Origin of the sequence: Streptomyces sp. NPDC002588 (assembly GCF_040295925.1) — a bacterium.
In the GTDB taxonomy this organism is placed as follows: domain Bacteria; phylum Actinomycetota; class Actinomycetes; order Streptomycetales; family Streptomycetaceae; genus Streptomyces.
Window position 1 is genome coordinate 246,103 of the sequence record NZ_JBEOWF010000010.1, and the last position, 13,624, is coordinate 259,726.

Genomic DNA, 13,624 nt, shown 5'->3' on the forward strand with positions numbered 1-13,624 from the left:
GCGCCAGGCAGCCTCGAACTGGTCTTGCGCGTACATCCCGACGCCGTTGTGACGGCGGCGCAGGAAACCGAAGGGCTCGTCGTCGACGGTTACGGGGTGGCGCTCCGTGCAGACCTCGCAGGTGGCGCAGGACGGGCTGCAGGCGGGCGAAGCGGGTGGCGCAGTTGCAGCAGGTGTACACCTCCCGGCAGCGGGAGGGGCTCGCGACGGTGTCGTGTCGGCAACGCGGGCACGGGTAGGCCTTGTTGCTGCACCAGTCGATGACTGGCGGGTTGCCTCGCACGGCAGCTCCTGAGAACTGGGGGCCGTCGCCCGGGCGGGATGCCGGCGGCGACGGCCCGGCTCGTTCAGTGGTGGTGTCCCGGCGTCGTGCCGTCCGGGCTGAGGTCGGGCGGCGCGCAGTAGTCGACGCCCGTCTCCGGGGAGACGGGGTCGCCGGAGCCGGTGTCGGTGCAGTAGGCGTCGAAGACCTCTCCGGCCGTGAGGGGTTCGAGGTCTCCCGCTCGCAGTCGCCAGCCGTAGACGCGGTCCGGGGCGCCTGGGCTGCGGGTCCTCATGACGAGTGCGCCGGGCAGGGCCGTGAGGCCGAGGGCGAGGACCGTGGTGAATTCGAGGGCTTCGGTGTCGTCGAGTTGGGTAGCGCCGTCGGCGTCCGTGTCGGCGTGCAGGACGGAGGCCAGCGTCTCCGGCGTTGCCGAGACGCTGCACACCAGGTGCCGGTGGCCAGGGCCGGCCGTGTCGAGGATGCGGACGAGGAAGTCCCGGGCGCGGGCGAAGGCCTCTTGGCCGACGTCCTTTCCGCAGAGTGCGCAGGCGCCGAGACGGGCCAGGCATGTGGAGGCGTACTCCCGGGTGGCCTGGCGGACGGCTTCGTCGATCAGGACCGGGACGAGGTCGGCCAGGGGCTCGCCGTCGTAGGGGATGGTGGGGCCCGTGGTGGCGATCTCGGCGGTGAAGCGGGTGCGGCTGGACGGGCTGTCGGGGTCGAGGCCGGTGTCGCCGCAGAAGTCGGCGTACTCCTCGGGGTCGAACAGGGCGAGCATGGTGTGAGTGCCCTGCGCGGCGCGGGCCGTGAGAAGGTCTTCCACCCCTGCCAGGTACGTCGCGTAGTCGTCGAAAGCGAAGCTGCGGTAATGCCGCATGGCACGGAAGTCGTGCTCATCGGTGAGCAGCCCGATGGTGCCCGAGATTTCGCGACGCAGGACGCGGCGCATCGTCTGGCAGGTGAACTTCTCGAGCATCGCGGCCTCTCGTTCGGTCCTGGGTGCGGGAGGGGGGCGGCACGGAGGAGGAGAGGCCCCTTCCCGCAACATCTATAATAGTTTGATGCGGGGTGATGTGAACCCACCCCTGACCTGCGGCTTTTCAGCGGCTGAGCTCAGCGCATGAGCGTCTTGGGGGCGGCGGTGAGGGCGGTGAGGGCGGTGGGCGGCTGGTGGTCGCGGTAGTCCGAGACCTTCACGTATCCGCCGGGCATCGGGTCGAGCCGTAGGCCGGGCCCCCAGTCGTCGGTCACGTCCTGGGGGAGGTTCTCGATGTCGTCCGCCTCGACCTGCCCGGCCCAGGCGGTCAGCTCGTGGCCGAGTGCGCGCCGCCACGCCAGCAGGATGGGGAAGAGCTGCCCGCAGTCGTCGGCCAGGGCGACGGCGCGGGCCTCGTTCGGGCCGGGGCACTCGGCGTAGGTGGGCACTCGGTGTAGGTGGGCGGTCGGGTCGGCAGCGTTCTCCGAGGGTCATCGACCAGCGCATGGTCACGACATCTCCAGTTCCCGACGCTCCGCGTGCGGACCGCCGTGTGCAGGGGCATGCGCGCGGCGGGCGGGGCGTCGTGGCCGCTGCTGGCTGCGCAGGGAGTCGGCTTCCGCCTGTGCGCGGCGGGTGTGTTCGTGCTCTCGGGCGGCCGCGGTGAGGCAGTCGGGGCCCACCACTGCTTGACGTCGACGGTGCGGGCCAGCGAGTCGGGGAGCACCGAGTAGGGGAGGCCGGCCAGCATCAGCAGCAGGACCGGGTGCGGGGAAGCGAGGTACCAGCGGGCGACGGTCCACCAGGCGGCCACGGCGGTGCGCTGCGCGGGACGGGCGGCGCGGGCCTCTCGCTCGTAGCGGGCGGCTTCGGCCCGGTGGTGGGCGGCGGACCGGGTGAGGAAGCGCGGCAGCTGGGGGGTGTCGCGCTGCCGGGAAAGGGTGAGGATCTCCGGCAGGTCCTCGCGGTGCGCGACGTGGGCGGCGCAGGCGCGCAGTACGGCGGTGAGCGTCGCTGCCGTCTTCTCGGGCGGCTCGTGTCCGTCGGCGGACGCCATCGGATACACGCTGACCTGGGGGCGGTCGGCGTAGTCGTCGGGGTAGAGGGTCAGGCTGCCGTGGTAGTCGGTGCGGCTGCGGGTGAGCCGCGGCAGGGCGTCGTCGGGAGTGGTGGCCTTGTAGGCGTTGACGGGGCCGAGACAGGCGCGGACGGCGGTGAACTGGTCCCAGTGATGGGGGTTGGTGGTGCCGGTGACGTGCACGCTGCCGCGCATCGCCCCGCCCAGCTCGAAGACGACGGCGTCGTCCTGGCGGGGGCCGGCGGGCGTGTCGACGGTCAGGCTCGGGCTGGTCATGGGCTGCGGCTCCTCGGTTGCCGGATCGGTGAGCCGGGGGCCTGCCGCCCCGCGCTCGCCGAAGGGGAGGGCGCGGACGTCGGGGCGGCAGGTCTTCGGCCAGTGGCGCTCTGGCCGGGGCGGCCCGTCCGCCGCCCCAGGAGGAAGGGGGCGGCGGACGGCGTCTGTGGGCTACTGCGGCGGCTTGTGGCGGTGCAGGTTGTCCCGCTCGGTCAGGGACACTTCCTTGCCGCACGGGCATTCGCCGTAGCGGCGGCCGTGCAGGTGGAAGAACTTCCCGGTGTTCTTGGCGTTGGCGGTGCGGATGGTGCCGGGGACCGGGGCGGTGTTGGTGCAGTAGCCGTTGGCGGTGACGGCGGGGGTGTCAGCCACGGGGGCTCTCCTCGTCGGCGTCGGGGATCTCGGGCAGCTCCGGGGCGTCGTAGACCAGGTGCAGCGGCGCGACGGCGTCGGGGTGGGGCATGACCGCCTCCTGGAGTTCACGGCGGTCCATGGGGTTCAGCCGTCCATCCCGTACGGTCCAGCCGCAGGTGCGCGGGAACGGCTCGCCAGCGGTCGTGGCCACCAGGACGGCGCGCCGGTTGGTGCTGTACTCCAGGGCGAACGTCAGCAGCGCGAAGAACCGGGGGTAGCCCTCCTCGGTGTGCTTCACCCGCAGCGGCGACGCCCCGACGGGCAGAGTCAGGTCGGCGGTGACGATCGTGTCGTTGGTGCGCTCGGCCACGATGTTGAACTGGTGGCTGCCCTCGCCGGGTGCGACGAGTAGGGCGGCGAGCGCGTTCATGGCGCGGCCCATGGCGGCCGCCGTGGCGGGTGAGCTCTTGGCGTGCGGGCATGCGGCTACTCCTTGCGGACGGGGCGGTGAGTACCGGGGCCGGCGTGCGCGTCCTGTGGCGCGGCGGGGGTCTTCTTTGGCGCGCGGGCTGCTCCGCAGACGCGACGCGTTCCGCGCTCGGCGGTGCTGCCGCTGTGGGCCGGTGGGGGCCGGGCGGGCACCCGTGAGGGGGTCGGGATGCCCGCCCGGTGGTCAGGGGGGGGGCTGACCGTGGTGAGTGCGAATGCCTTCTCCACCTGATGACCCGCTCGGCGCGGGGTTGCCGCTCTCGCGCTCCCTGTTTGACCAGACTGCGCCCGTGCATGAGGGGCATTCACAGTCGTCGTCGCCTGGTCGGCCGGAATAGTCGGGTCTGGGATCGCTGTCTGGTGGTGAGTAGTCGAACATTCAGCACCTGATTCTGTTGCTGGCCGGTCGGGATGGGTGCCCGTGTGGGCCGGGCTCGGGGAGGTTCCCGGCCCACACGGGGGTCTGTCAGCCGTGCGCGGCTGCGGCCGTCAGGGCGGGCACGGCGAGCGCCTCCAGGGCGGCGGCCTGGTCGGCGTCGGTGAGGGTCTGCGAGGTGGACGTGATGGCCTGCATCACGCCCCCGGCCGTCATCTGACCGCCCCTCACGAAGTGCGACAGGATCATGTCCTTGGCTTCGGTGCCGATGCCGAGCGTCTTGGTGACGTGCTCGATGGTCTTCGTCGGCTCGTCCAGGGTCTTCCCGGCGGCGGCTTCCATCTCGTGCACCTTGGCCTCGACGTACTCCCGTGACAGGAACGTGCGCACGGCGTCGGCGGTCTTGGACGTGATCAGCTCCAGCGTCTTGCGCTGGGTCTGGCCGGACCAGGACACCACGCCCTCGTCCTGCTTGCCTCCGAGGTGCACGGCGCGCATGACGTCTTTGGTCTGGGTCAGACCGTTGCGGCAGACCTGGATGACCGCGCGCGGGGTGATGTTGTACGCCCCGGAACCGACTTCGCTGTTGGTGATGACGAATCCGGCCGCGATCATCGGCAGTTCGTCGCCGCTGCGGCCGTCGAACGGGGAGCGGTAGCCGCGCAGCAACTCGCGCGCCTGAACGGCCACTTCCTCGGACTCGACGCGCACGTACATGCGCCGGTCTAGTCAGGTCGCACCCCGTGACGCGGGTGGGGTGACCGGACTGCTTCACCCCGTCCAGGGCGGCGAGCAGCATGTCGAAGTTGTCCATCAGCTTGTAGGAGTCGCTGAGCAGCGCGCGCGGGCCACGCCCTCGGCGGGCGGCATGCCGGGGCCGCTGTCGCCCCGGAACGCGCGGAGCATGAACTCACGGCTCGGCTCCTCACGCAGCCACGCGTTCACGTTCTCGTCCAGCAGCGGGACGTTCTCGGCGTGTATCCGGCGCAGGTAGGCGAGCGGGATACGGAGCTTGTCCGCAATCCCCTCGTCAGCCACGGCGGTGGGCCGGTAGATCCCGTCGACCTCCGTCACACCGTCCTCGGTGATCAGGGACTCCACGCCCTCGACGTGCACGTTTCCCTCACGGAAGCGCAGCGCGGACGCGGAGACGACTACGTCCATCTTGTGCTCGTTCTGGTTCTCCAGGATGCGGACCAGGTCGGAGAGTTCGCGTTTCGGGCACCGGTGGGGGCCACGTTCGTGGCGCGCTCGGCGAACTGCTGAGTCATGCGGTGTTCTCCCCTTCGTGTTGGCTTCTGCGGTTCGGGGCGCGGGGCCACCGCCCTCCGAAAAACTTTAATAATAGTGTGCTGGTCAGGGGTGAGTGAACCCACCCCTGACCAGCACACTTAGCCCATGACGCGGAACACCGGCAACGGCGTCAGGCCCGTACGACGCGCACACCCACAACGCGCCGTGACGCTGGGTCACACTGCCGTGATAGTCGACCTTCTGCCACAGCGCGGGCCCGGGGTACTGCGGAACCGACACCCGGCCCATCAGCTCGGCGAACGCACGCGTGACTGTCTCTCGGTCGACCGGGACACCCGCCACAGCCGGGGCGGTGTGACCCGTGCGCACCCCCATCGCCCAACCCAGCCCGAAGAACTGCACGACCGTGTCCAACTGCTCTTCAGACACCCCCAGGGCGCAAGGTTCGCTCACGCTGCGCGCCAACTCCCGCAGCACGTAACCGGCCTGCTCGGCCTCCGCCTGCGTCACCGGCTCGCCAGTCCGGCTCACCGTCTGCGTCTCTTCCATGATCCCTCCAGCCGGGGTCCGGGGACTGCTCCCCGGACCAGGGCTCCGTCGTTCTTGTAGTGTGTCCGGTTTGATGAGGGATCGGGTAACTCGTGCTGCTGATGGTTGAGTGCCCGGGATGGCTTCCGGGGCCAGGTCAGCCCAGCTTCTCGTGGGCCGCGTTGAGGAAGATGTTCATGGGTCCGCGTAGGTGGTTCCACGCGGCTTCGGGCTCACCGAGGTCCTTCCACAGGACGTGATGCACGGCGCTCGCGTAGTCCCAGGCGAGTTGGTAGAGCTTCGGGCCGATAAGGACGAGGATCATCCGCTCGCAGATCCAGAGGCGTTCGATGAGTGCCCGCTCGGCGGCGAGCCACTCGGGTGTGCGGCCAGAGGACCAGTCGGGTGCCTCGTAGCGTTCTTCGGCGAGGCGTATGCCTTGCTGCGTGAGCTGGATGAACTCCCTTATTGCGTCGAGCCGTTCGGCTCGGCGGGCCTCGGCGAGTTGCGTGGCCTGGCGCTTGTCCTCGGTGCGGGCGGCCTGGCGTGCGGTGGTGAGCTGGGCCAGGTAGGACATGGCTCCGCCAAGTACGACACCGATCAACGACGCCCAGAGCTGATTCACCCGTTCACGTTAGCCTCAGGGCGGGTGTTGTTCTCGCCGATGCGCCGTTGATCATGTGATGCCCAGGGTGGTGAGTGGGCGGCTGATGTCGCGGGCGTGGTGACGCAGAGCGGCGGCGATGTTGGTGTGGTCGGCGAGTCGGAGAGCGCCGATGGCCAGGTTGCGCAGGGATGCCATGGTGCGTGGTGCGGTTGCGGTGCGCACGCGGGAGGCGTCCTCGGCGTGCGTGGTGTCCCTGACATGGTGAATCTTGTTCTCGATGCCCCAGTGGTCGCGGATGCGCTGCGCGATCTCGGTTGCGTCGGCCTGCTCCGCCGTCAAGTCGGTGACACCGTAAACACGTTCCAGGGTCCCCTTACCGGTGGTGACGATCCGTCGGCGGCGCACGATCTGCACGGCCTGCACCGCGTACGGGAACGCGATCCCGGTGACGGCGGCGGCCTTGATCCGTCGGATCTCATCGCGGCCGTGCGCAGTGGCCCGGGTCTTGTGCAGGAGCGGTACTTCCCGCCACGGCAGGGTCTTCAGCCACCTGTGCAGGATGGGCTGGTTGCCTTTGATCAGTGCGATGTAGTGGGCGTGCTTGTCTTCGATGAGGAAGCGAGCGTGGGAGGTCTGCGAGTGGAGCGCGTCGAAGGTGACCACCACGCCGTGCAGATCGAGCGGGGCGAGCAAGGGCCGGAAGACGGTGATCTCGTTGGTCTTGCCGTCGACCTCACGCTGGGCGGTGACCAGGCCGGTTCCGGTCATCGCGGCGAGCAGGTGGAGCTGGGTGCCGTCTGCGCGGCGGGCACCGCGCACGGTCTTGCCGTCCACCGCCAGGGAGGGCAGGGACCGCTTGGTTCCTTCCGCCTTGCTGACGGCGATGCCCTCGCGTTGGGCGAGCCAGGTGCCGACGGCCATATCCAGTGCATCGCCGTCGATGCGCTGCAGGGTGCGGCGCATGGTGGCCTCGGCCGGGGCGACGGGGCCGCGGTCCGGTTCCCGGCACACGCCACCGAGCCGGGCCGGGACGGCGGGCGGGGCGTCGGCAGCCCACTCCGCAATCGCGGCCAGGGACTTCGCTCCGGCCAGGACCGCGCACGCTGCCAGCGACAGGACGAAGGCGAGTGGGTGGCGTCGGCCCTGGCGCCGGCGGGGGTCTGGCACTTGAGCCAGGCAGGTCAGCAGGCTGGGAAGGTCGCCGGGTGTGGCCGGTGCGGCGTCGGCGAGTTGGCCCAGAGGGCCCGGGATGGGAATGGATGAGCAGGCAGGCACGATCTTCCGTCGTGGTGATCAGGGACTCGACATCTCATGATCACCGGGAGCCGTGCCTGCCTCCGTGTCAGTCCGAGCCGACCAACCGGCAGTTCTGACTCGATTCCTGAAAACCCATCAACCCGGACACACCGTCTGAACGACACCGCCCTGCTCCCCGGACCCCCTCTGATTTGGGAGTGGCGGATTCGTTCGGGCACTCCGCCTATTCCCCTAGCGGCCGAAAATAGCCACGATGTATTCCGACCAGTGGTAGTGCGCGAAGAACGCGAGAGGCACAAGCGCGAACAGCCCGGCCAACAAGTAGTCGTCGACCTTGGACCACGTCCGGTAAGCCGCGTGACCGACGCTCTTGCGCCACGTGATCTCTACCGTGATCTCGCACCCGAACACGCTCGGGTGGAACTCACGGTGAATGCGGCCCAACTTCCCTCCGGGATGCGACACGTGCACGTGATGGATCCCGTCGGCGCGCTCGGCTATTCGCTCGAATTTCCATGCCTGTCCGGCCACTGCACCCGTCTGCGCGCACAGGGTGCGGCCCGTCCTGATTTCCTCGCCGGTCACACACGATACGATCTTAATGATCAGTCTCCCTTTTTTCCGATCACGATGTGTGGAACCCCGGGGGAAACGGCGGAATACTTCGGCTGCTTCCCCCGGGAGTTGCCTGCGGATTACTTCAGAAATCCGCGAGACTGGAGGAATTCAGCCGTTGCGCTACTCCGCGCGGCTTGTAGATCTGCGGGAAACGCCGCATCTCCACTTCGGTGCGCCCGGTGTCGTCCGGCTCCGGCATCTCGTGAACCAGCCGGTAGGGACGGTCACCCGTCGGCATTTCCGGCACCACGGGGCCGACCTTGGTGTCGAAGCGAATTCCCGTGTAATTCGCGTCGGATTTGTGCACGATGTTCGCGCCCGCCTCTGGCAGATCAGGGGCAGGAAGTTTGCGACCGTGCGGGCCTGAATTGCCAGGCCGTTCATGGGTGCGCCCTTACCGCCGCGCACCCGACGAGACGGTCCCGTCAGAGATCTGGATCTCCACGTCTACCCCTTCGTTGGACTTCTGCGATTCAAGGGGGTCGCCCCCCCGAACTTCAAATAATAGTGGATGTAGCGCGGGAGGGGAAGACCCTGTTGCGCCCCGTGTTGCGTACTGTGTTGCGCCTGATGTTGCGTCAGGTGTTGCGGTAGAGGTTGCGGTGCCTGGCGGCCGGCTTCCACGTCACCCCTGGTCAGCAGCCTGTGGGCGTGTGGTCGGTGTGCTGACATCCCCTCTGCTGCCACTTGTCCCACGTCGGTTGTGGGAGTGTGAGGATTGGGTGCGGGGGCGGGTGGTGGTGTGGTTCTGTCGGTAGTTGGTGACGTCAGTTGTTTGTGAAAGCTGACGGCACCAGGTGATGGCCCAGAAAGATGTTCGCGAATTCTGACGTCACCATCGGGGTTGCGGTGTCAAGCTGGATGTGCTCAGTAAAGGAGCACCCCCGATGCCGCCTGGCCAGTCGAAGGTCGAGTTGTACGCCGCGCTGCGGCGCGACTCCCGCGATGGCATGTCGAACCGGGCGTTGCAGTGCAAGTACGGCGTCACCTGGAGCACGGTCAACAAGGCCCTGACCTCGGCTTGGCCGCAGCCACGCACGACAACCGCTTCGGCGCGGCCGTCGAAGCTGGATCCGTTCACGCTGCTGATCGACGAGATCCTGCTCATTGATCTGGACGCGACCAGGAAACAGCGCCACACCGTCACCCCGGATCTACCGCCGTCTGATCGACGAGCACTCCTCGTCCGAGGCGTTGCGTTGACCACTTGAACCCGCACCGATGAGAGGACGCAAGCGTCCTGCGAGCAACCGCGCGGTCCGGCCAGGGACTGAGAGTCCGGTGTTTATACCTTGCTCGCGACCACCATGTAGTTCTCGGCCTCAAGATCGAACATGCTCAGTTCCGTTTGGAGTCCGACCCGGTGCAGCTCGACTTCGAGTTCCTCGTACCGGTAGGGCCAGCAGGACAGCAGTTCCGAGCGGACAAGAACCAACCCGGTCGCATCAACTTGCGCGATCGCAATCTCGATGTGGTGCTCCTCCTCCCAATGCGCCGCAATCTCCCAGCGGTAGACCACGATGGCATCGCGACCGTTCCGGCGGACGAGTCGGTCACTGATCTCCAGCCGGGAACCTCTGGCCCTCACGAGTTCCCAAGTGCGGGATGTGAGTACCAAGCGCCCGCCGGGGCGCAGAAGCCGTGACATCGACTCCAGAGCAGCAACCCTGCCTGTCGCGCCCGCGGCATGGTGAAGCGAGTTGCCAACGCAGAACACCATGTCGAACGTGTTGTCCTGGAAATGGTCGGGTAACTCTTCCCAGTTCGCCCGTACGGCCCGGACGGATGCCCTGAACTCCTCAGACAACTCTGCAGTCCGACGAACCATCGCCTCGCTGGCGTCAGTTGCGACAACCTGCATTCCACGACCGGCGAGGCCAACCGCCAACTGTCCGGTTCCGCACGAACAGTCGAGGACGTGAGCGTTCGACGGCAGGAGATTGAGGACGTCGTCGAACGACGCAGCGAACTCGGCTGGAGGCAACTTTGCATCCGAGATGAGCCATTCGTACACCTCGGCAAGCACGTCATAGCCTGTCACAACCACTACCTCCGTCACGCGGCAGACTCACGGTAGGACGTCAGTCCATCAGCGGAGCAAGCCGGGCACCAATGGTTTTCGCAAGGATGGCTCTGACGGTGTTTGTGGGTTGTCAGTTGTCCGTCTGAGTGAATGTCACCGGCTGGTTAGGGGAAGCTGTCCGTGAGAAGTAGTGTCACTCGCGGGGTTGCGGTGTCAAGCTGGATGTGCTCAGTGAAGAAGTACCGCCGATGCCGCCTGGTCAGTCGAAGGTCGAGTTGTATGCCGCGCTGCGGCGTGACGCTCGCGAGGGCACGTCGAGCCGGGCGCTGGAGCGCAAGTACCGGGTGGGCTGGCGGACTGTTCAGAAGGCGCTGAGTTCGGCGTGGCCGCAACCTCGGGAACCGTACGCGCCTCGCCGTTCCAAGCTGGATCCGTTCAAGCCGGTGATCGACCAGATGCTGCTGGCTGATCTGGATGCGCCGAGGAAGCAGCGTCACACGGTGGTCCGGATCTATCGCCGGTTGATCAACGAGCACGCGATGGACGACGTGTCCTACCAGGTCGTGCGCGCCTACGTCGCCAAGCGGAAGCCGGAGATTCGCGTCGAGGCGGGCCGTGGCCCGGCGCAGGTGTTCATCGAGCAGTCGCACCTGGCCGGCGCCGAAGCCGAGGTCGACTTCGGCGAGGTCGCGGTCCGTTTGCGGGGCGAGCTGGTGAAGTGCCATTTGTTCTGCCTGCGGTTGTCATTCTCCGGGAAGGCGGTGCACCGGGTGTTCGCCTCCGGCGGTCAGGAGGCGTTCTTCGAGGGCCACGAGCACGCTTTCAGAATGCTGGGCGGCGTGCCGTTCGGCAAGATCCGGTATGACAACCTGAAGGCCGCGGTCGCGTCGGTGCTCGGCTTCACGAGGCGCCGGGTCGAGACCGACCGGTGGACCGCATTTCGGTCCCACTACGGCATCGAGCCGTTCTACTGCACGCCGGGAATCGAGGGCGCCCACGAGAAAGGCGGCGTCGAGGGCCAGATCGGCTGGTTTCGCCGCAACCACTTCGTTCCCGTCCCCGAGATCGACTCGCTGGCGCACTTGAACATGCTGATCGACGAGTGGGATCTGGCCGACGAGGCCCGGCGGATCGGGACCCGTCCCCGCACGATCGGCGAGTTGTTCGCCGTCGAACGGCCGTCGTTGAAGCCGTTGCCCGTCGAGACGTTCGAGACCGGCCGCTGGTTCACCCCACGGGTCGACCGGTTCTCCCAGATCACCGTCCGCACCAACCGTTACTCGGTCCCGACCCGGTTCATCGGCCGCCAGGTCCGGGTCTTGCTGCACGCCTCCGAGCTCGTGGTGTTCGACGGCCGCACCGAGATCGCCCAGCACGAACGGCTGCTGACCAAGAGCGGATCACGGCTCGAGCTCGATCACTATCTCGAAGCGCTGCTGCGCAAACCGGGCGCGCTGCCCGGCGCCACGGTCCTCGAACAGGCCCGGGCCGCGGGCCAGTTCACCCCGATCCACGAAGCCTGGTGGACAGCCGCCTGCAACGCCCACGGCGACACCGCCGGCACCCGCGCTCTGATCGAGGTTCTGCTGCTGCACCGGCACATGCAGCACGACCACGTCGTCGCCGGCCTGGCCGCCGCGCTCCAGGTCGGAGCGCTCACCGCGGACGCGGCCGCGCTGGAAGCCCGCCGCATCGCCGACAACGACGAACCGACCTCGGCCAAGCCACGACGCCAAGCCGCGACGCCGAGCCACTACCGAGGCAGACCGGGCCGTCGCAGCGACCGTCACCTCGCTGATCCAGCGGCGCCTGGCGCAACTGCCCAAAGACACCCGCCCCATGCCTGACGTGTCGATCTACGACCAGCTGCTTCCCAGCCGGCGAGCCGCCGTGGCCGCCGCTGGGCGCGCGCCGGCCCCGAGACCTACCCAGAAGCCGAGCAGGAAGAAGCCGCCGGCATGAGTCCTCGCCGCCGGATGAGCGAACAAGCCGCCGAAGCCGCCGTCGACCAGGCATGCCGGGTCCTGCGACTGCCCACGATCCGCAACCAGTTTCCCGACCTGGCGGCCAAGGCCGGCAACGACCAGATGTCCTACCTGGTGTTCCTGGCCGAACTGCTGCTGGCCGAGTGAGACGACCGCGCCAGGCGCCGCTCCGAACGCCGGATCAAGGCCGCCCAGTTCCCCCAGGAGAAATCGCTGCGCGAGTTCGACTTCGATGCCAATCCGAACATCGACTCCGCCGTCGTCGGCTCGCTGGCCACCTGCGAGTGGGTGAAGAAGGGCCTGCCGCTCTGCCTGATCGGTGACTCCGGCACCGGCAAGTCTCACCTGCTCATCGCGCTCGGCACCGAAGCCGCGATGGCAGGTTTCCGGGTGAAATACACCCTGGCATAGAAGCTGGCCAACGAGCTGGTCGAGGCCGCCGACGAGAAGATCCTGACCAAGACCATCGTCCGCTACGGCCGCGTCGACCTGCTCTGCATCGACGAACTCGGCTACATGCAACTCGACCGCCGCGGCGCCGAACTCCTCTTCCAGGTCCTCACCGAACGCGAGGAGAAGAACTCCGTCGCCATCGCCTCCAACGACTCCTTCGCTGGCTGGGGCAAGACCTTCACCGACCCCAGACTCTGCGCCGCCATCGTCGACCGGCTCACCTTCGGCGGCAACATCCTCGAGACCGGCACCGAGTCCTACTGCCTCGCTCACAGCCGCGAACTCGCCCGCTAAGCCATCCCCACACCATCCGGCTGCCGTCAGAATTCACCAACATCCAGCCGGCCCGAGGCCACGAACCGCCGTCAACTTTCACGGCCAAACGACGTCAGCATTCACGGTCAAAGCCATGTGGTGGCTTCGGGGATGTGGGGCGGTGTGCTGGGGTGTTGCGCGTCGGCTGTGCCTCCGCGCTGTGGTGGCGGCCCTGTGGGTCTGTGTGGGGCGGTGTCCGGCCGCGTGGGTCTTGTCTGGGTCGGTCCGGGCCTCTGGGGTGGTGTCTGGGGGTTGTGCGCCCGTCTCTTTCCCTGTCTCCCTGTCTCTGTCTGTGGGGTGTCCCGCCGGAGGCAGGCCACCCCACTCCCTCAGGACACGTCCCCTCACCCCCGGGCACCCCGCGGCCCCTGACTCCTACCCCGGGCCCGGAGGGCCCCCAACCCCTCTCGCCCCGACTCCCGCACCCTTCCAAGGGGTTGGGCCCCGGAGGGGCCCTATCCCTTCCCCCGTATTCCGTGGTCTACTTCCCCCCACGGAATATAAATCTCAATTTCCCGCGTTTTTAAGGGAATCGGAGATTCCCCCAAACCCCACCCCCATACCGGACATGAATAACCCTCAACTAAAACCCCAACACCCCACCCACAAAACAAAACCAGCACATTCCCGCTTTTTCGTTCCGGAGGAACGCATGTTATGGAATTGCCGGAGGCCAATTCCATAACTTCCCGCCGGAGGCGGGCAATTCGCGCGGGGACGCGCGAAACGAGCGGAGCGAGTATTCGGCTGCCGGAGGCAGAGCGAAGCGG

14 protein-coding genes and 2 pseudogenes are annotated in these 13,624 nt (G+C 67.8%); 3 read left to right on the forward strand and 13 right to left on the reverse strand.

Features of this window, described 5'->3' with window-relative positions; all coding sequences use genetic code 11:
• Nucleotides 1-347: 347 nt before the first annotated feature.
• The 12 genes from ABT057_RS14390 to ABT057_RS14445 form a co-directional block, all read right to left on the reverse strand.
• Entirely contained in the window at nucleotides 348-1,241 is an 894-nt protein-coding gene (locus ABT057_RS14390; protein WP_352343141.1) for a DUF8829 domain-containing protein, read from the reverse strand.
• Between the two features lie 137 nt (nucleotides 1,242-1,378).
• Nucleotides 1,379-1,639 (reverse strand): hypothetical protein, encoded by a 261-nt coding sequence (locus tag ABT057_RS14395; RefSeq protein WP_352343170.1) that lies wholly within the window; start codon nucleotides 1,637-1,639, stop codon nucleotides 1,379-1,381.
• A complete protein-coding gene (locus ABT057_RS14400; protein ID WP_352343143.1) occupies nucleotides 1,570-2,595 on the reverse strand; it encodes a hypothetical protein in 1,026 nt (341 codons plus the stop codon). Before ABT057_RS14400 ends, ABT057_RS14395 begins: the two co-directional genes overlap by 70 nt.
• Nucleotides 2,596-2,766: 171 nt before the next feature.
• Nucleotides 2,767-2,967: a hypothetical protein gene (locus ABT057_RS14405; protein ID WP_352343145.1), complete on the reverse strand. Its 201-nt coding sequence runs from the start codon at nucleotides 2,965-2,967 to the stop codon at nucleotides 2,767-2,769.
• Complete coding sequence (locus tag ABT057_RS14410) at nucleotides 2,960-3,391, reverse strand: hypothetical protein (RefSeq protein WP_352343147.1); 432 nt, start codon at nucleotides 3,389-3,391, stop codon at nucleotides 2,960-2,962. The genes ABT057_RS14405 and ABT057_RS14410 overlap by 8 nt, the downstream gene beginning before the upstream one ends.
• A 513-nt stretch (nucleotides 3,392-3,904) precedes the next feature.
• Nucleotides 3,905-4,531, reverse strand: a complete 627-nt coding sequence (locus tag ABT057_RS14415) for a hypothetical protein (protein ID WP_352343148.1) — start codon at nucleotides 4,529-4,531, stop codon at nucleotides 3,905-3,907.
• A 96-nt stretch (nucleotides 4,532-4,627) separates the two neighbouring features.
• Nucleotides 4,628-4,978, reverse strand: coding sequence for a hypothetical protein (locus tag ABT057_RS14420; protein ID WP_352343150.1), 351 nt, complete (start codon nucleotides 4,976-4,978; stop codon nucleotides 4,628-4,630).
• Nucleotides 4,979-5,170: 192 nt separating this feature from the next.
• Nucleotides 5,171-5,617, reverse strand: coding sequence for a hypothetical protein (locus ABT057_RS14425; protein ID WP_352343151.1), 447 nt, complete (start codon nucleotides 5,615-5,617; stop codon nucleotides 5,171-5,173).
• 136 nt (nucleotides 5,618-5,753) lie between these two features.
• Nucleotides 5,754-6,221, reverse strand: a complete 468-nt coding sequence (locus tag ABT057_RS14430) for a hypothetical protein (protein WP_352343152.1) — start codon at nucleotides 6,219-6,221, stop codon at nucleotides 5,754-5,756.
• 51 nt (nucleotides 6,222-6,272) lie between these two features.
• Nucleotides 6,273-7,478 (reverse strand): ISAs1 family transposase, encoded by a 1,206-nt coding sequence (locus tag ABT057_RS14435; protein WP_352343153.1) that lies wholly within the window; start codon nucleotides 7,476-7,478, stop codon nucleotides 6,273-6,275.
• Between the two features lie 213 nt (nucleotides 7,479-7,691).
• Entirely contained in the window at nucleotides 7,692-8,045 is a 354-nt protein-coding gene (locus ABT057_RS14440; RefSeq protein WP_352343154.1) for a hypothetical protein, read from the reverse strand.
• Between the two features lie 115 nt (nucleotides 8,046-8,160).
• Nucleotides 8,161-8,385: a hypothetical protein gene (locus ABT057_RS14445; RefSeq protein ID WP_352343156.1), complete on the reverse strand. Its 225-nt coding sequence runs from the start codon at nucleotides 8,383-8,385 to the stop codon at nucleotides 8,161-8,163.
• Between the two features lie 580 nt (nucleotides 8,386-8,965).
• Here ABT057_RS14445 and ABT057_RS14450 point away from each other — a divergent pair.
• Nucleotides 8,966-9,289 carry a hypothetical protein gene (locus tag ABT057_RS14450; protein ID WP_095749789.1) on the forward strand — a complete coding sequence of 108 codons (324 nt, stop codon included), beginning with the start codon at nucleotides 8,966-8,968 and terminating at the stop codon, nucleotides 9,287-9,289.
• A gap of 74 nt (nucleotides 9,290-9,363) precedes the next feature.
• Here ABT057_RS14450 and ABT057_RS14455 read toward each other — a convergent pair whose 3' ends face one another.
• Nucleotides 9,364-10,119 carry a class I SAM-dependent methyltransferase gene (locus ABT057_RS14455; RefSeq protein ID WP_352343172.1) on the reverse strand — a complete coding sequence of 252 codons (756 nt, stop codon included), beginning with the start codon at nucleotides 10,117-10,119 and terminating at the stop codon, nucleotides 9,364-9,366.
• Between the two features lie 230 nt (nucleotides 10,120-10,349).
• On the opposite strand from ABT057_RS14455, the pseudogene istA reads away from it, so the two are divergent.
• Nucleotides 10,350-12,063 (forward strand): annotated as a pseudogene (gene istA / locus ABT057_RS14460) (IS21 family transposase).
• A pseudogene (gene istB / locus ABT057_RS14465) lies at nucleotides 12,060-12,833 on the forward strand (IS21-like element helper ATPase IstB). Before istA ends, istB begins: the two co-directional pseudogenes overlap by 4 nt.
• Nucleotides 12,834-13,624 lie beyond the last annotated feature (791 nt).